We start from the raw sequence: 14,872 nt of genomic DNA on the forward strand, positions 1-14,872 counted from the left end.
ATTTGCGGTGCGCATTGTAGCGGCTCTGGGAGCCAGTTGCAGCGCGGCAGTGGTGGGGTTTTTGGGGGGACCCTACAGTTTGGGCAGCTCTTGTTAAGCAAACAGGTGAACGGAGATGAACAAAAAACTGTTGCTCGGTGCGCTCATTGGAGCCGGTATTTCCATGCTGAATAAAAAAATCCGCGCGCAGCAGGCGCCGGCGCCCGGTACCCCTCCGCCTGATTTTAGCAAGGTTCCCGCACCTGATAGCGGGGATGGTCCCAGTCTGGATGACATCCTGGCCCGCGCTGGCAAGCCAGGGGGGCTGGGGGGCGGTTGGCAGGGGCAGACGCCTCCCAGTGGGCAGGCAGCGCCGCAAGGGCCGGGCGGTGGCGATATATTTGGCGGTGCGGTTCCAGCCGGTGCCGGGGCTGGCGGCGCGGCAGTCTTGATGGAGATGGCGCGGCGTATCTTTGAGCAGATGCAAAAGCAGCAACAACAGGGTGGCACACCAGGTGGCGCCACTGGTGGTGCAGCCGGCGGGGGGCTGGGTGATATTCTCGGCCAGATTTTCGGGCGCGCCGATGGCAAGTTCGGTCAGAAGGGGCCACAGGGACCGCAATCCAGCCCAGGCAGCTGGCAGCAGATGCAGCCCCGCGGCAAGGGTGGGTTATTCGGATTTGTGGATGCTGACTCCGGTGCGGAGGGCGGTGATGACCAGCAGGCGGAAACCATGCTGAAAGCCATGATTGCTGCGGCCCAGGCTGATGGACGTATCGATGCTCAGGAGCAGGAGAATATCTTGCAGGCGTTGCAGGGACAGGTGGATAGCAGCGATCTGGAAGGGTTGCGGAACCTGTTGACGAATCCGGTGGGGCTGGATGATGTGGTTGCCGAGGTCAATGACCCGGCCACCGCCTTCAACCTGTACCTGGTTTCGGCGATGACCATCAATCCTGACAATGCCCAAGAGCGCCAGTACCTGGATAGTCTGGCGCAGCGGCTGGGGATCTCCGAAGACGCCGCCCGGGTTATCGAGCAGCAGATTCCTCGGGGGTAGTGCTCGCGGAGGCCGGTAACAGCTGGGCGAAATTGGCGCCGGTAGGGTATTCGCCGGCGCTCCAACCGAGTCTTACCGCCACGGTGTTCGTGGATGGTGAGATCATTACGACCTGTTTGCGGTTGCCCAGCATGAAGTAGGCACCCGCAGGCAATTCCGGGAAGCGCAGCTCGTCGCCATTGCTGTTCAGCCAGAACTGGTAGCCGTAGCCGGGCTCATTCTCACTCGAATTCGGTGCTTGGGCGCGTGTCACCCAATCTTCACTGAGCAACTGCTGGTTTTGCCATTGCCCCTTGTTCAGCATGAGCTGGCCAAGGCGGGCCCAGTCACGGGCGGAAGCGTAGATATACGAGCTGCCCACGAACACACCGCTCGGATCGAGTTCAAACACCGTATCGCGCATTCCCAGCGGGCGCAGAATTTCATTGCGGAAAAAGTCCACGCTGTTTTGGGGACTTTCCCCCAGGCGTTTGCCGATCCAGCGTGCCAGCAGGTTGGTGGTGCCGGAGGAATAAGAAAAGTGCGTACCCGGTGCGTGTTCGGCTGGGCTTGCCAGCGCTACGCCTGAGGCACTGTCGGTATTGAACAGCATGCGGGTCGCGTCGCTACCGGGCGCATAGGTTTCGTCAAAGGCGAGACCTGAGGACATGTGCAGCAGGTCGTCCAGGGTGATTGCCGCCCGCGCATCATTCTTCCACTGAGTAAATACCGGTAAGGGTTCGCCGGTCACCAGGTCCAGCTGTTCCAGCCGTCCGATCATCATTGCGGTGAGGCTCTTGCCCATGGACCAGCCCAGCAATGGGGTGTGTGGGCCGATCCCCTCTGCATAGGACTCGGCCACCAGTTCACCATCCTGAATCAGTACCAGCGCGCGGGTCTGGAAACCGGCGGCGTTGTCTGCGGCGAGCAGCGCGTCGAGCTTTTGTTGCCACTCGGGATCTGTGTTGGGTGCGCCATTGCCGGCGGGCCAGGGTGCGTCCGATGGCGCCAGTTCGGTGAACGTGATCCGGTCCAGTGGCCCGGTATCGCCGATATCCAGGGTGCAGCCCAGGTCTTCCCGGTAGCTGGCACTGGTATGGCCGAGGCCAAGTAGCGAGGCGCTGACCTTCTGTGCGCTCTCGTCGTACTCCAGGTTCAGCAGCTGGTTGGCCGGTGAGTAGGAGGCGAGGTCCTCAAGGTTCTGTTCTGGAGAAAACCCGGATACAAAGCGCCCGGAACAGGCCAGTTTGGCGCCCATGCCAGTGGCGACTTCCACCGCTGCGCCTAGCTTGGTAATGGAGAAGCCGAGCAGGGTTGGCGCAAGCAGGGTAAGTGCAACGGCCAGGGTGGCAATGCCGGCGAGGGCGGTGAGCAGAATTTTTTTCATTGTTATTGTTTTCTCTCAAAACTCAAAGAGGGTGGTTCGGCGTGCATGACTTCGAGGATTTTAACAATCGGGATGTTGAAGTCGGCAGGTTAAGGGCGGCCAAGAATGTCGGTTTTAGGGGTAAGGTTTTCAAGGAGTTGGGTTGCCGCGAAGGTGCCGATACCGGGTATAGCTTTGTGAGACCGTCTGCGGCCAGGACGGCCGCAGCCGAGCCCCCAGGGATGGGTTCACGGCGTGTCTCACAAAGCTATACCCGGTAGCGGTACCGCCACCGACGATTAGGAGGTTACCTAGCTTTCGGCAAAGTCTGCCAAAAGCTGTAAGAAGTCGTCACCGAAGCGCTCCAGCTTGCTGTCACCGATGCCGGAAATCGCGAGCATTTCTTCGCGGTTGCGTGGCTTGGCGCTGAGCATTTCCCGCAGGGTTGCATCGTGGAATACGACATAGGGCGGTACGCCGCGCTCTTCTGCCAGTTGCTTACGCAGTGAGCGCAGTGCGTCCCAAAGGGGTTGGTCTTCCGGCGTCAGTTCCTGCTCTGCGTGCGCTCGCGACTGGGCTCTTGTTGTCTTGGGGGCAGGCTTTGGCAGAGTGCGCAGATAGAGCGGCTCTTCATCGCGCAGTACCGGGCGGCATAGCTCGGTCAATTGCAGGGCATTGAAGGCTTCGGCATTGACCCGCAGGTAACCCTGCACCACCAGTTGTCGGGTAATTGCTCGCCACTCATTGGCGCTCAGGCCGGTGCCAATGCCGTAGGTAGACACCTGCTGGTGCTCGAACTGGCGCACTTTTTCAGTATCTGCGCCGCGCAGTACATCGATCACATGGGCGGCGCCAAAGCGCTGTCCGGTGCGGTATATGCACGACATCAGCTTGCGTGCGGCCTCGCTGGCATCCCAGGTGGCGGGTGGCTCCAGGCAGGTATCGCAATTGCCGCAATCTGCGGCCAACTCTTCCTCGAAATAGCGCAGCAGGGCACGGCGCCGGCAACTGGTGATTTCACAGAGGCCGAGCATGGCATCCAGTCGTTGCCGCTCCTGGCGCTTGTGCTCTTCGCTACCTTCGGACATGGCTGCCATCTGGCTGAGTTTCACCACGTCTTCCAGTCCGTAGAGCAGCAGGGCAGTGGCTGGCTCCCCATCGCGGCCGGCGCGGCCGGTTTCCTGGTAGTAGGCCTCGACGCTTTTCGGCAGATCCAGGTGGGCGACAAAGCGCACATCGGGCTTGTCGATGCCCATGCCGAAGGCAATGGTCGCTACAACAATTACGCCTTCTTCACGCAGGAAGCGTCGCTGGTGATCGGCGCGCACATTGGTTGGGAGCCCCGCGTGGTAGGGCAGGGCATTGAACCCCTGTTCCTGTAACCAGGCTGCGGTGGACTCCACCTTGCTGCGGGACAGGCAGTACACCACACCGGCATTCCCCTCCTGCTCGCTGCGCAGAAACTGCAGCAGCTGGCGCTTCGGGTTGCTCTTGGCGGTAATGCGGTACTGGATATTCGGCCGGTCAAAACTGCTGACAAAGTGGCGGGCGCTCTGCAGGTCCAGGCGGCTGGCTATCTCGCGACGCGTGCGCTGGTCGGCGGTGGCGGTTAGCGCGACTCGTGGCACCTGTGGAAAGCGCTGGTGCAGGCAGGACAACTGCAGGTAGTCGGCGCGGAAATCGTGCCCCCACTGGCTCACACAGTGGGCCTCGTCGATCGCGAACAGGGAGATATTGGCACGGGTCAACAGGTCGAGCGTGCGCGGCTGCAGCAGACGCTCTGGCGCCAGATACAGCAGTTCCAGTTCGCCGCGCATCAGGCGCGCTTCAATATCCTGCGCTTCTTCGAACGCGAGGGAAGAGTTCAGGAACTCTGCCGCTACCCCGGCCGCGCGCAGGGCTTCCACCTGATCCTGCATGAGGGCGATCAGGGGGGAAATCACCACGCCGCAGCCGGGGCGGGCGAGGGCGGGGATTTGATAACACAACGACTTGCCACCGCCGGTCGGCATCAGTACCAGTGCGTCACCACCGTCGACCAGGGTTTCGATAATGGCCTGCTGGTCCCCCCTGAATCCGCTGTACCCGAAGGTGTGCTCAAGGATGTATTCGGGGGTGTTGGGCGCTGTGGCGGTGGCTGATTCTGTCATGGGGCGGGAGTATACCCGTGGCGGTAGTCATGGGCGAACTGGATATACTCGACTCGGAGTACCTGTCGGAAGGATCTAAAACATCCGTACCAACGGTTGGCGCGGCTTCCAGCACAGCGTACTTTACTTGAACTATAATCGCTGCACCGCAGACATAGACAAGGATGAAGCTATGCGCGCAGTAAAGACAACGTTGATAGGGGTGATCTACAGCCTGATTTGCCTTGGGGGTGCCGCTGGGATCGCGGCGACAGCCGGTTGCTCAACGGCCGCCCCAAGCCCGGTAAATCCTCGTGCTCTCGCACAGTCCGCCCTGGCGGATACCCACCTCGGCTGGAAGCCGGCGCCGGCCAACCAGCTCAGTTACTCACTTGCGACTTCAAGCGGTATCGCGCGGATGGAGATGCGCGAGCTGCCGCACGATTTGCAGGCGGTAACGATCGAATTGCCCGGCATGCGGAATATCGAGGGGGTCCAGTGGCAGGCGGCCAGTGGGGATCACGCACTGCTGTTTGACGGTGGCGAGGGCGCCGACGGCGTGACCGTCAAGCGTCGGCAGCGTGGCTATACCCTGGAGGTGCAGGGGGCTGCGCTGGATACCATTCGTACGGGCGGGTTCCTGACGGTGATTGACTATTACCGTAACTGATTGGCTGCTGGCGCCGGCAGTTCGAATCCGAGTCCCTGTGGGCGGATCAAATACAGGGCGGGCCAGTATTTCCCGGTGACCCAGAGGCCGTTTCGGGCCTGATCCCAGGCTATTCCGTTGGCCACAGCATCCACATCCCGTCTGGCGCCGAGCGACTTTCTCAATAGCTGTTGCAGATCCAGTACGCCTTTCACTCTTCCGCTTTGCGGGTCGATGGCGATGACCCGGGAATCCATCCAGATATTGGCCCAGATGAGCCCGTGGGCATATTCCAGTTCGTTCAGGCGCGTCCAGCGCTCGTTGCCGCCGTGTACTTTGAGTTGGCGGATTACCCGGAAATCTGTTGGGTCGCGAAACGTCAGTTCGTCACTGCCGTTGCTCATGATGAGCTGTTGGTCATTGCTGGTCAGCCCCCAGCCTTCGCCCTGATAGTCCCGGGTGTGCAGCAGCTTCAGGGTATTGCGGTCATAGACCTGTACTTCACCCGCGCGATAGGTCAAAAGAAAGACCTGATCGCCGAACACGGCGAGACCTTCGGCGAAGCGATTGGCTGCGAGCCACTTGCGCTTTACGGGTTGCCCTCCGGGGTCGGTATACTCAGCCAGCCAGGAGCGGCCATAGAGACCGCTGCTTTCCAGCCAGCGCTCACCGTCAAAAAACAGGCCCTGGGTAAAATGGTCTGCGGGACGATCGCGCTGATCCAGAATCTCATATTGGAATTCGCCGGGAGGAAGATCCTGTGCGAGTACCGTCCCTGATGGGACAGCGATTAGCACAAGGAAGAAGAGTTTCAGTGTCGACAGAGCACGGTTCATACACATTCAGTTTTTGTTTATTTATTAAGTGGTACGCTAGCGGCCACTTTGTCCCTCAATTGGCCGTGCTGTAACTTTTTGTAGTTTTACTTATGACCCGAATAAAAGCATTTGTGACCCTGACCCTGTTGGGGGGGCTGGCGGTGGTTCTGCCCATCGCCATTTTTATCCTGCTGTTCCAGTGGCTGTTCGGCCAGATCAGCGAGTTGGTGGCCCCGGTTACCCAGTGGATGGAAGCTCATACAAACTTCAAGGATACCTTCGCGCAGCTGCTGGTGATAGGTCTCATTATGGGGGTGTGTTTCCTGATCGGCCTGCTGGTAAAAACCAGTGTTGGCCGCTGGGCTCATCGCCACCTGGATTACTGGTTTGGCCGGCTGGCGCCGGGGTACAACACCATCAAAGATGTGGTGCTGCAGTTTATCGGCGGCGCCGGCAGTGAAGGGGTGTTATCCGGGCCGGTGGCGCGGGCGCGTATCCACGGGGCGGATAACCCGCTTTCCGTTACCGCTATTGTCACTTCCCAGCATGCCAATGGCGACTTCACCGTTTACGTACCCACCGCGCCGGTGCCAACGTCTGGCTTCGTATACCATTTGCCGCCGGAGTGTGTGGAGATCCTGCCGCATGTTTCGGTGGAGGCGGCGATGAAATCCATCGTGGCCTGCGGCTCGGGCAGCGGCAACCTGCTGCAACCGCCGGCAGCCGAGGCGACGGTTTAAATCGCCAGCGGCCTGTTTTTGCCCAGTGTGCGAATCGCAAAGCGCATCGGGTGCAGTGCCTGAACCATGTCCAGCGGTGCCGGCATCACTTCGCCGCTGACCCAGGCGGCCACCACTTCCGCCGCCAGCGGTGCGTAGGTAAATCCTCTTGATCCCAGGCCCGCCAGTACAAACAGGTTGTGCTGGTAGGGCGTGCGCTGATCGATCAATAGCTTGCGATTTTTTCGCAGCGCGCCGTAGGTGTCTTCCAGTTTCTCCCAGCTCGCCACCGGGCCGGCCATCGGCAGGTAGTCCGGGGTGGCGGCACGCAGTGCGGCGCGCCCCCGCAAGCCTTGAGTGGCATTCTGGGTGGCAAAGTCTTCGGCAATGCCTGGCAGCAGCTCTGCGAGGGTATCCAGGTTTTCCAGATGTTCCTCACTCCGGATTTCGGTTTCGGTCTGCTTAAGCTTGAACGTCGCCCCGAAACTGTGCTGCTGGTTATGGGCCGGTGCGATATAGCCTTCACCGCACAGGGCCAGCTTCAGCGCACGGGACTTCTCGGTTGCTTCGGCAAAGGACACCTGCCCGCGAATCGGTTGCAGCGGTAGTGGTGCGGTCTGGGGAAAGCGGTGATTAAAGTTGGCACTGCACAGGATCACCGCGTCCGCATGTAGCTCGTCAGTGACGGTTTCGATACGCCAGCCGTCGTCCGCCGGCGCGATGCTGGCTATCTCTGTGTTGCAATGCACTTCAATATTTGGGTGGTTCAGCAGCGTGCTGCACACCTGTCGCGGTTGCAGCCAGCCAGCATGGGGGAAGTACAGGCCGGGAACGCTGAGTTCGGTGCCGGCCAGTGCTGAAGCCTGCCCGGCGCTGACCGGGCGTGCCAGCGGGGAATCTTTATCCAGCGCCAAACGTTTGGTGATTTGCTGCTGAAGCTGTTCTTCCTTTTCGGACTGCGCCAGTTGCAGCAGGCCGTCAAAACTTACGGCCTTGGGGCAACGGGACGCGTAAAAGCGCTGTGCATACTGCAAAGCGTGCAGATTGAAGTCGCCGTTGGGGCCGGGCTTTGGCGACAGCTTGGCGTAAAGGATGCCCTGGTCATTGCCGGAGGCACCGCTGCCGGGGGCGTCGCCACGCTCGAAAACCCGAACGGAAAAATTGCGCTCCGCCAGCGCGCGGGCGACGGAAGCGCCGGCGATCCCCGCGCCGATGACAGCGATGCTTTGCGGTTTGTCCGATGGCTTGCCTGTATTTGCCTCTGGCAGGTGCCATGGGGTCGTACAGTGTGTGTGGTTGAGGGGTGTTTCCGGTTGCACCAGTTTGCCCCGTAACATCTCCCGCTTACGTCCGAATCCCGGGACTTTTTCCAGTTCGAAACCGACGCCTTTCAGGCCCCGTTTGACGATGCCGGCACAGGTGAACGTGGCAAATGTGGCCTCGGGTGCGCTCAGTGCTGCGATGGCCTGGAATAATGCTTCGCTCCACATATCGGGGTTTTTGGAGGGCGCGAACCCATCCAGGAACCAGGCGTCTACGGCAGCATCGCGCTGCGGGTCGTCGAGCAGCAGGCTGTGGAAGCCGGCACTGGCTTCGCCAATCACCAGGGTCAGGTGAATGCCTCGCCCCAGGTTGAGCCTGTGCACCCCGGATCCCAAAAAGTGCGGATATTGCGCGATCAGCTGCGCGCTAAATTCGGAAAGTTCCGGCCAGAGCGCGAGGGCGCGGGTGAGGTCTTCGTGGTGCAGGGGGAATTTTTCCACGCTGACAAAGTGCAGTTGCGCATCCCGAGGGGCGTGTTCCCACCACAGCTGCCAGGCGGCGAGAAAGTTGAGACCGGTGCCGAAGCCGGTTTCACCAATCGTGAAACGTTGCCCCGGTTGCAGTGCCTGCCAGCGTTCCGCCAGATCGTTTTGGGCGAGGAACACGTGGCGGGTCTCTTCCAGCCCGGACGCAGTGGAAAAATAGATGTCGTCGAATGCGCTGGAGACCGGTTGGCCATTCTCCCGCCACTCCAGTTCGGCGTGCTGCGTGCGGCCACCAGGGCCGGTTGAGTCGCCGCGCTTGCCTTGATCGTTTTCAGACATGGAGAATGCCGGTTACTTGAGGCCGAACTCGCGCATGATTTGCGCGCACCATTGGTCGAGGCGCTCGTCGGAGCGTTCGAACTCATTCTCTTCGTCCAGGGCGAGGCCGACGAAGTGACTGCCATCCGGCGTCAAACCCTTGGATTCTTCAAATTCATAGCCCTCGGCGGGCCAGTAACCCACGGCCTTGGCGCCAATGGCGATGGCCTGCGCGTGCAGATATCCGAGCGCATCCTGGTACCACTGAGGGTAGCCTTCCTGATCGCCGAGGCCATAGAGGGCCACGGTTTTGCCGCTCAGGTCCAGCTGTCCGAGTTGGTCCCAGCAGTTTTCCCAGTCTTCCTGGAGTTCACCGTAGTCCCAGGTGGGGATACCGAGAATCAGAAAGTCATACTCCTGCATCTGGGTAATGTCATCATCTGCAACATTGTGCAGGTCGATCCACTCCTCGCCGATACGATCGCGGATTTTCTCCGCGGCCATTTCGGTGTAGCAGGTGCTGGAGCCGTAAAAAAGTCCGATAGGTGCGCGCATAAACAGTACAGCGTTGATTCAGTCGCGGGCCGTGTCAGCCCTGAGCGTTAACGTAACCCAGCTGTCGCCAGGCTTCATAGATGACGATGGCCGCAGCATTCGACAGGTTAATGCTGCGGCTGTTGGCGCACATGGGAATGCGCAGGGTGTTTTCTTCACCGGTCATGGCGAGAAAGTCCGCCGGCAGGCCGCGGGTCTCCGGGCCAAACACGATGGCGTCGCCGGACTCGAACGCAACTTCCGAGTGCGGGCGGCGACCCTTGGTGGACAGGGCCAGGACCCGGGAGGGCTGTTCGGCGTCGACGAATGCCTGCCAGTCCCGGTGGCGTACTACACGGCTGTATTCCGCGTAATCGAGACCGGCCCGGCGCAGACGCTTGTCGTCCATGGCGAAGCCCAAAGGCTCGATCAGGTGCAGTTCGGCGCCAGTGTTGGCACACAGGCGAATGATGTTGCCGGTATTGGGGGCAATCTCCGGCTGGTAGAGCACAATTTTGAACATCGCTGGAATATCGGTTGCTGTTCGCGGGGCCCTGGCATCGGGCTACCGCGATGGTCCTGTTTGCCCTGGGGGCCGGTTTGGGCGCGCCCCGGCTGAGCTGGGGCGCAAATGGCGGGGGATTATAGCGCGGAGGCGGTCTCTTCGCAGTCGATCTCGACACCGAGTTCGTCGGCGATCTCATCCAGCTCGTCGTGCAGACCGTCAATGCTGACGTCCTCGGCGACGCTGATGGTGCATTCGGCCGTGAACAGTGGCTCGCCGCTCCAGGGGGTGCTGCTGTATCGGGTGTCGAGGCTTTCCATGTTGATATGACGCGCGGCCAGGGCGCGGGATATCTCTCGCACGATGCCCGGACGGTCATTGCCGACCAGTTTCAGGTAAAGCGTCTGGCGGCCGTCGGCGGCGACAGCGAGCGTGTCTTCGATCTGTAACTTGAAGTCGGGGCCGGCGAGGTTTTGCAGGGCTTCCTTCAGGCGTTCGCTGCCCTCCGCCGCCACGCTGACGCGCAGGATCCCTGCGAACTTGCCGGCAAAATGGGCCATGCGGCTGTCTTCCCAGTTGCCGCCGTTTTCGGCAACCGCGGCGGAGAGCATTTCCACCACACCGGGTTTGTCGTCGCTGATTATGGAGATGACGAAGTGTTGCTGCATAGGACTTCCTTTTTGGCTCTGCTGTTACACTGAGCTGAATTGTAGCCAGTGTGGCGGTGAGGGGGCAAAGTCCTTTGGCAAGTTCCTTGGCTGGCCCTGCTAGCAAGCACGTGAGCCATGACGGCCGCTGGAAGCGGATGGAGAAAGGGATGACGGAAATGAATGTGCATGCGGATCTGTGCCTGATCCCGATTGGCGTCGGAGTTTCAGTGTCGCGCTATGTGGCGGAGTGCCAGAAGGTGTTGCAGGAAGCGGGGCTGGAGCATCAGATTCATGCCTATGGTACCAATATCGAGGGCGAATGGGATACGGTGATGGCGGCGGTCAAACGCTGCCACGAACGCGTACATGCTCTGGGTGCTCCGCGAATCAGCACCAGTCTGAAGTTGGGAACCAGAACGGACAGGTCGCAGTCTTTACAAGACAAGGTCAGCAGTGTTGAATCACTGCTGAATGGAAAGTAGAACGCTAACAATTAAGGAGATTCCATGAAATTTGTTCATTGGTTGGCAGGCATGGCTTGCGCCGTGTCTCTGGCGGGTGCGGTTCAGGCTGAAGACCTGCAAAAGGCGATTGCGGCTGAAACCCGGAGCCCGGCAAATGCTGCGCGGGATGTTTATCGGCATCCGGAAGAAACGCTCACTTTTTTTCAGGTGCAGCCGGAGATGACGGTTGTTGAAATCTGGCCGGGCGGTGGCTGGTACAGTGAAATCCTTGCGCCGCTGATGCACGATAAGGGTACCTACTACGCGGCACACTTTGATAAGACCGCACCGGGATACTTCAAGAAATCCCGCGAGAACTTTGAAGAAAAGATCAAAGACAAGGAGAGCGTATATAGCGATGTCATCCTGACTGAATTTATTCCGGGCGGTGACGCGGAGATTGCGCCGGCGGGTTCGGCAGATGCAGTGCTGACGTTCCGCAATGTACACAACTGGATGAACCAGGATAAAGAAGCGGAAGCATTCAAGACGTTTTACGATACGTTGAAACCGGGCGGTGTGCTGGGTGTGGTTGAGCACCGTGCGAAGCCGGGCACCAGTCGCGAGGATATGGTCAAGAGCGGTTACGTAACCCAGGATTACGTGATCGGGCTGGCGGAGAAAGCGGGCTTTGTCCTGGAAGAAGCCAGCGAGATCAATGCGAACGCGAAAGACACTGCCAACCATCCAAAAGGTGTCTGGACCCTGCCGCCGTCACTGGGCCTCGGCGATGAAGACAAAAGCAAGTATCTGGCGATTGGTGAAAGCGACCGTATGACACTGCGTTTTCGTAAGCCCAAGGCCTGATATTTCCAGAACTTGAGCGCTAAAGTGCCCCGGAATATCTGCGATAGTGTTCACTTAACATAGCTGTGGGCTAAGGTGTCGGTGCCGGGTGCGGTCTTGCGAGACCTTCCGCGAGAGGGACCTCGCGGAAGAGCCCCCATGGATGGGTTTACGGCGTGTCTCGCAAGACCGCACCCGGTGGCGACACCGCCACCCAGTAACTTAGTGGACAGTGTTGCCGGATTCTCCGGGGCATTTTTATTTCCAGCCCCGGCAAGTCCTATGGCGTGATCGCACCCAGCGTTCACCTCGTCCAAATATCAATGATTGAGTCAGGTAGTCAGATGATCATTCCCCATCGTCAATTGGATCCCGCAACCTTGCAGAACCTGCTGGAAGAATATGCAACGCGGGATGGTACGGATTACGGTGAGCGGGAGGTGAGCTTGGAGGACAAGGTGGCGAGCCTGCGCCGACAGCTGGAAAGCAAGCATATTGTGATCTGGTTTGAACCCGGAGAAGAGTCGGTCAATATCGTGCTGGCAGAAGACCTTCCCAAAGACGGGGATTACTGATGTCGAACCGTATTGCGTGGCTGGTGGACAAGCCAGAAGCGGACTTCGGTCGCTGGTTTCTGTTTGCCCATGGTGCTGGTGCACCGATGGATAGTGATTTTATGCAGGCATTTTCAAGCATGCTGGCGGCGCAGGGCGTGGGGGTAGTGCGGTTCGAGTTTCCCTATATGGCGGAGCGCCGCCGCACCGGCGGTCGCCGGCCGCCGAACAAGATGGATGTGCTGTTGGCCTCTTTCCAGGAGCAGATTGACCGCGCTGTCAGTGAGCTGAAACCGCGCGCCCTGTTTATTGGCGGCAAGTCTCTGGGGGGGCGTGTTGCCAGTATGTTGGCCGAAGAAAACTTTGTCGGCGGCAAGGTTACCGGTGCGGTTTGCCTTGGCTACCCATTTCACCCTCAGGGCAAGCCGGAAAAGCTGCGCACAGAGCATCTTGCGGATTTAACCTGTCCGACCCTGGTGGTCCAGGGTACCCGGGACGCGCTGGGCAATCGGGAAGAAGTGGAAGGGTTTCCTCTTTCGGCGGCTATTCAGTGCCATTGGCTTGAGGACGGCGATCACGATTTCAAGCCGCGCCGCGCCAGCGGCTTCACCCAGCTGCAACACTGGCAATCGGCGGTGGAGCAGGCGGTTGCCTTTATGTCTGCTCGAGTATCGTAATACGTTCCTGATGGGCGAGCATTGGGGATAGTTGTGCCAATTGTTCATGGCGCTGGTCACTGCTGTACCACTGTTGCCAGTCCTGTATCGAGCGCCACTTGGACAGGGTAAAACGGCGTAGCGGGTTACCCATTTCGATATAGGTGTGCCCGTCCACGAAACCGTCTGTGTGGTATGCGTGTGTCAGTAACTTGCGCGCGGTTTCTTCGTACGTGGACTCCAGGTCTTCGGCAATCTCTCGCTCGATCAAAACGTAAATCATTGGTGAACAATTTCCTGTCCGGTCGGTCGCCAAGTGTTTTTGCAGCTTTCGTTTTGTCAGTTTAGCCTTTCCAGGCACCTTTCAGCTTCGCGGCATACCTCGCAGCCCGGTGTGCTGACTGGGCGTTATCCAGGTTTGCTGTATTCCTTTGAGTTAACTGGTGACCTGCCGACAGATTTCCCAGACAATATACCCATGAAGTCACAACATACCCTCGATGCCCGCGGCCTGCTGTGCCCGGAACCCGTCATGATGCTCCACGCTGCCGTGCGCAAGGTCGCCGAAGGCGAAGTATTGCAGATGCTGGCCACCGATCCCTCTACCCAGCGGGATGTGCCCAAATTTTGCCAGTTTCTCGGTTACGAACTGGTGAAACACGCGGAAGAGAACGATGAGTTTATCTACTGGATCAGGAAGGCGGATGACTGAGTTGGCGGTGCCATCGGCAGGGTGCGCCTGGGCAGAACGTGTGAAACAACAAGGGCGACCACTGGTCGCCCTTGTCTTACTTGGGTGGTAGTGGTTTTTATGGGGACGTGACAAGTGCCGCGATCGCAGCCAGGGCCTCCGGATCCTCGGATTTGATCTTGTTGGCAATGTGGTGTTGGAAGAAGTAACGGAAACACTCGGCTTCCTGCGCCGCATAGAGACATTCATCCCCAGGCAGTACCGGCGTGGTTTCCACACTATTGTGATCGATCAGCATGCCGTGAATCTCACCGCTGGCAAACAGGCGCCAGCTCACGACTTCAGTCAGGGTCAGGTTTTCCCGGTCGACATCCATAAATACCGCGTGGGTACCGATGGTATCGGGGATTTCCTGCAGTACTTCATCTGCCTGATTGCTTTCGTATTCGAAGTATTCCGCCGCAGTCTCCAGCTCGACGATTTTATGGATGGGAGGCTCGTGGAAAATTTCCTCGATGCCCGGGTCATAGTAGCCTTCGAACTTTCCATCCAGGGGGTCCTGGATATCGGGACAGGCCGTGATGGAGTTCAACCAGGGAACCAGTCCGACCACCTCGCCGTTGGCACGCAGGCCCCAGCAAAGTATTTTCAGACTGTAGAGATCATTTCCACTGGAATTGTTGGAGTAAAGCATTTCCAAGCCATCCAGCTCCGGAGACAGGCGTATAAAACGCAGGTTCTCAGAAGTCTCGATTGGCTTGCCGGTGAAGAGGTCAACCACGTTGCAGGTTTTGTGGTCGGTCATAGAGCACCTCCTTGCAGGGCCGGTAGTTGGGCGGGAAGGTCTTGTACTACTTATTGAGGTGCAACCGGTGCTGGGACACGCGGCGAAGGCCGCTTGGCAATCGCCTGGATCCAGACTCCGGGAGCGCCTTTTTTGCCCTCCCTGGGAAGCCGGTACCACAACCGAAAACAGCCGCTTCAAAACTACTCCCGGCGGCCGCAGGTTTCCGGTATCCCTGAGTTCAAAGGTATATTCTGATCCGCGGAAATACAACCGGCGGACGAGCGTTCTGGGGTGTATTTGCCTCCTTTCGGGTTGTTTTGAGTGGGAAAACGGCGGTGACTGTACAGACCGCGCCGCGTCCCCACTGCTGGAGGGGCCTTGAACGCCTGACGGTCGCTGTTATAGTCCGCGCCATTCTTGAATCCGGTCGCCGGGCGGTGC

Annotated in this window: 17 protein-coding genes; 8 read left to right on the plus strand and 9 right to left on the minus strand. The window is 59.3% G+C overall.

Annotation, left to right across the window (positions count from 1 at the left end):
• Positions 1-115 precede the first annotated feature (115 nt).
• The gene (locus LC093_RS19405) at positions 116-1,039 is read left to right on the plus strand and encodes a tellurite resistance TerB family protein (RefSeq protein ID WP_226668873.1); all 924 of its coding nucleotides are present in this window, start codon (positions 116-118) and stop codon (positions 1,037-1,039) included.
• Here the strand turns inward: LC093_RS19405 and LC093_RS19410 are convergent.
• Both LC093_RS19410 and recQ read right to left on the minus strand, forming a co-directional pair.
• The gene (locus tag LC093_RS19410; protein WP_226668876.1) at positions 1,011-2,405 is read right to left on the minus strand and encodes a serine hydrolase domain-containing protein; all 1,395 of its coding nucleotides are present in this window, start codon (positions 2,403-2,405) and stop codon (positions 1,011-1,013) included. The genes LC093_RS19405 and LC093_RS19410 overlap by 29 nt on opposite strands.
• A 290-nt stretch (positions 2,406-2,695) precedes the next feature.
• Positions 2,696-4,534: a DNA helicase RecQ gene (gene recQ, locus LC093_RS19415; protein WP_226668883.1), complete on the minus strand. Its 1,839-nt coding sequence runs from the start codon at positions 4,532-4,534 to the stop codon at positions 2,696-2,698.
• A 172-nt stretch (positions 4,535-4,706) separates the two neighbouring features.
• Here recQ and LC093_RS19420 point away from each other — a divergent pair, with 172 nt between their 5' ends.
• Positions 4,707-5,183, plus strand: a complete 477-nt coding sequence (locus tag LC093_RS19420; protein WP_226668885.1) for a hypothetical protein — start codon at positions 4,707-4,709, stop codon at positions 5,181-5,183.
• Here LC093_RS19420 and LC093_RS19425 read toward each other — a convergent pair.
• Entirely contained in the window at positions 5,171-5,998 is an 828-nt protein-coding gene (locus tag LC093_RS19425; RefSeq protein WP_226668890.1) for a glutaminyl-peptide cyclotransferase, read from the minus strand. The genes LC093_RS19420 and LC093_RS19425 overlap by 13 nt on opposite strands.
• Positions 5,999-6,090: 92 nt before the next feature.
• On the opposite strand from LC093_RS19425, the gene LC093_RS19430 reads away from it, so the two are divergent.
• A complete protein-coding gene (locus LC093_RS19430) occupies positions 6,091-6,720 on the plus strand; it encodes a DUF502 domain-containing protein (RefSeq protein ID WP_226668892.1) in 630 nt (209 codons plus the stop codon).
• Here the strand turns inward: LC093_RS19430 and mnmC are convergent.
• From mnmC to LC093_RS19450, 4 genes are all read right to left on the minus strand, one after another.
• Positions 6,717-8,786, minus strand: coding sequence for a bifunctional tRNA (5-methylaminomethyl-2-thiouridine)(34)-methyltransferase MnmD/FAD-dependent 5-carboxymethylaminomethyl-2-thiouridine(34) oxidoreductase MnmC (mnmC, locus tag LC093_RS19435; protein WP_226668895.1), 2,070 nt, complete (start codon positions 8,784-8,786; stop codon positions 6,717-6,719). The two genes, LC093_RS19430 and mnmC, sit on opposite strands and share 4 nt — an antisense overlap.
• Positions 8,787-8,798: 12 nt before the next feature.
• A complete protein-coding gene (gene fldB, locus LC093_RS19440; protein ID WP_226668898.1) occupies positions 8,799-9,320 on the minus strand; it encodes a flavodoxin FldB in 522 nt (173 codons plus the stop codon).
• A 34-nt stretch (positions 9,321-9,354) separates the two neighbouring features.
• The gene (trmL, locus tag LC093_RS19445) at positions 9,355-9,822 is read right to left on the minus strand and encodes a tRNA (uridine(34)/cytosine(34)/5-carboxymethylaminomethyluridine(34)-2'-O)-methyltransferase TrmL (RefSeq protein WP_226668900.1); all 468 of its coding nucleotides are present in this window, start codon (positions 9,820-9,822) and stop codon (positions 9,355-9,357) included.
• A 119-nt stretch (positions 9,823-9,941) separates the two neighbouring features.
• The gene (locus LC093_RS19450; RefSeq protein ID WP_226668903.1) at positions 9,942-10,472 is read right to left on the minus strand and encodes a glycine cleavage system protein R; all 531 of its coding nucleotides are present in this window, start codon (positions 10,470-10,472) and stop codon (positions 9,942-9,944) included.
• Positions 10,473-10,621: 149 nt separating this feature from the next.
• Between LC093_RS19450 and LC093_RS19455 the strand changes: the two genes are divergently transcribed.
• The 4 genes from LC093_RS19455 to LC093_RS19470 all read left to right on the plus strand — a co-directional run bounded on the left by LC093_RS19455 (position 10,622) and on the right by LC093_RS19470 (position 12,974).
• Positions 10,622-10,936: an MTH1187 family thiamine-binding protein gene (locus tag LC093_RS19455; RefSeq protein WP_226668906.1), complete on the plus strand. Its 315-nt coding sequence runs from the start codon at positions 10,622-10,624 to the stop codon at positions 10,934-10,936.
• Positions 10,937-10,960: 24 nt separating this feature from the next.
• Positions 10,961-11,764 (plus strand): class I SAM-dependent methyltransferase, encoded by an 804-nt coding sequence (locus LC093_RS19460; RefSeq protein ID WP_226668909.1) that lies wholly within the window; start codon positions 10,961-10,963, stop codon positions 11,762-11,764.
• A 323-nt stretch (positions 11,765-12,087) separates the two neighbouring features.
• The gene (locus tag LC093_RS19465; protein ID WP_226668914.1) at positions 12,088-12,318 is read left to right on the plus strand and encodes a YheU family protein; all 231 of its coding nucleotides are present in this window, start codon (positions 12,088-12,090) and stop codon (positions 12,316-12,318) included.
• Complete coding sequence (locus LC093_RS19470) at positions 12,318-12,974, plus strand: alpha/beta family hydrolase (RefSeq protein WP_226668918.1); 657 nt, start codon at positions 12,318-12,320, stop codon at positions 12,972-12,974. The genes LC093_RS19465 and LC093_RS19470 overlap by 1 nt, the downstream gene beginning before the upstream one ends.
• Here the strand turns inward: LC093_RS19470 and LC093_RS19475 are convergent.
• Entirely contained in the window at positions 12,952-13,236 is a 285-nt protein-coding gene (locus LC093_RS19475; protein WP_226668922.1) for an antibiotic biosynthesis monooxygenase family protein, read from the minus strand. The two genes, LC093_RS19470 and LC093_RS19475, sit on opposite strands and share 23 nt — an antisense overlap.
• Before the next feature lie 195 nt (positions 13,237-13,431).
• Here LC093_RS19475 and tusA point away from each other — a divergent pair, with 195 nt between their 5' ends.
• A complete protein-coding gene (tusA, locus tag LC093_RS19480; protein ID WP_226668924.1) occupies positions 13,432-13,665 on the plus strand; it encodes a sulfurtransferase TusA in 234 nt (77 codons plus the stop codon).
• A gap of 97 nt (positions 13,666-13,762) precedes the next feature.
• On the opposite strand, the gene LC093_RS19485 is transcribed toward tusA, so the two are convergent.
• A complete protein-coding gene (locus LC093_RS19485) occupies positions 13,763-14,449 on the minus strand; it encodes a hypothetical protein (RefSeq protein ID WP_226668926.1) in 687 nt (228 codons plus the stop codon).
• Positions 14,450-14,872 lie beyond the last annotated feature (423 nt).

The sequence above is a fragment of the Microbulbifer aggregans genome, assembly GCF_020524005.1.
GTDB lineage: Bacteria > Pseudomonadota > Gammaproteobacteria > Pseudomonadales > Cellvibrionaceae > Microbulbifer > Microbulbifer aggregans_A.

Excerpts from the sequence above, each read along its gene's own strand:
- LC093_RS19420 (WP_226668885.1), top strand. The coding sequence starts at position 4,707 with ATGCGCGCAGTAAAGACAACGTTGATAGGGGTGATCTACAGCCTGATT.
- tusA (WP_226668924.1), top strand. The coding sequence starts at position 13,432 with ATGAAGTCACAACATACCCTCGATGCCCGCGGCCTGCTGTGCCCGGAA.
- LC093_RS19485 (WP_226668926.1), bottom strand. The coding sequence starts at position 14,449 with ATGACCGACCACAAAACCTGCAACGTGGTTGACCTCTTCACCGGCAAG.
- LC093_RS19430 (WP_226668892.1), top strand. The coding sequence starts at position 6,091 with ATGACCCGAATAAAAGCATTTGTGACCCTGACCCTGTTGGGGGGGCTG.
- LC093_RS19470 (WP_226668918.1), top strand. The coding sequence starts at position 12,318 with ATGTCGAACCGTATTGCGTGGCTGGTGGACAAGCCAGAAGCGGACTTC.
- LC093_RS19455 (WP_226668906.1), top strand. The coding sequence starts at position 10,622 with ATGACGGAAATGAATGTGCATGCGGATCTGTGCCTGATCCCGATTGGC.
- fldB (WP_226668898.1), bottom strand. The coding sequence starts at position 9,320 with ATGCGCGCACCTATCGGACTTTTTTACGGCTCCAGCACCTGCTACACC.
- LC093_RS19410 (WP_226668876.1), bottom strand. The coding sequence starts at position 2,405 with ATGAAAAAAATTCTGCTCACCGCCCTCGCCGGCATTGCCACCCTGGCC.
- LC093_RS19475 (WP_226668922.1), bottom strand. The coding sequence starts at position 13,236 with ATGATTTACGTTTTGATCGAGCGAGAGATTGCCGAAGACCTGGAGTCC.
- trmL (WP_226668900.1), bottom strand. The coding sequence starts at position 9,822 with ATGTTCAAAATTGTGCTCTACCAGCCGGAGATTGCCCCCAATACCGGC.
- LC093_RS19425 (WP_226668890.1), bottom strand. The coding sequence starts at position 5,998 with ATGAACCGTGCTCTGTCGACACTGAAACTCTTCTTCCTTGTGCTAATC.
- recQ (WP_226668883.1), bottom strand. The coding sequence starts at position 4,534 with ATGACAGAATCAGCCACCGCCACAGCGCCCAACACCCCCGAATACATC.
- LC093_RS19405 (WP_226668873.1), top strand. The coding sequence starts at position 116 with ATGAACAAAAAACTGTTGCTCGGTGCGCTCATTGGAGCCGGTATTTCC.
- mnmC (WP_226668895.1), bottom strand. The coding sequence starts at position 8,786 with ATGTCTGAAAACGATCAAGGCAAGCGCGGCGACTCAACCGGCCCTGGT.
- LC093_RS19460 (WP_226668909.1), top strand. The coding sequence starts at position 10,961 with ATGAAATTTGTTCATTGGTTGGCAGGCATGGCTTGCGCCGTGTCTCTG.
- LC093_RS19450 (WP_226668903.1), bottom strand. The coding sequence starts at position 10,472 with ATGCAGCAACACTTCGTCATCTCCATAATCAGCGACGACAAACCCGGT.
- LC093_RS19465 (WP_226668914.1), top strand. The coding sequence starts at position 12,088 with ATGATCATTCCCCATCGTCAATTGGATCCCGCAACCTTGCAGAACCTG.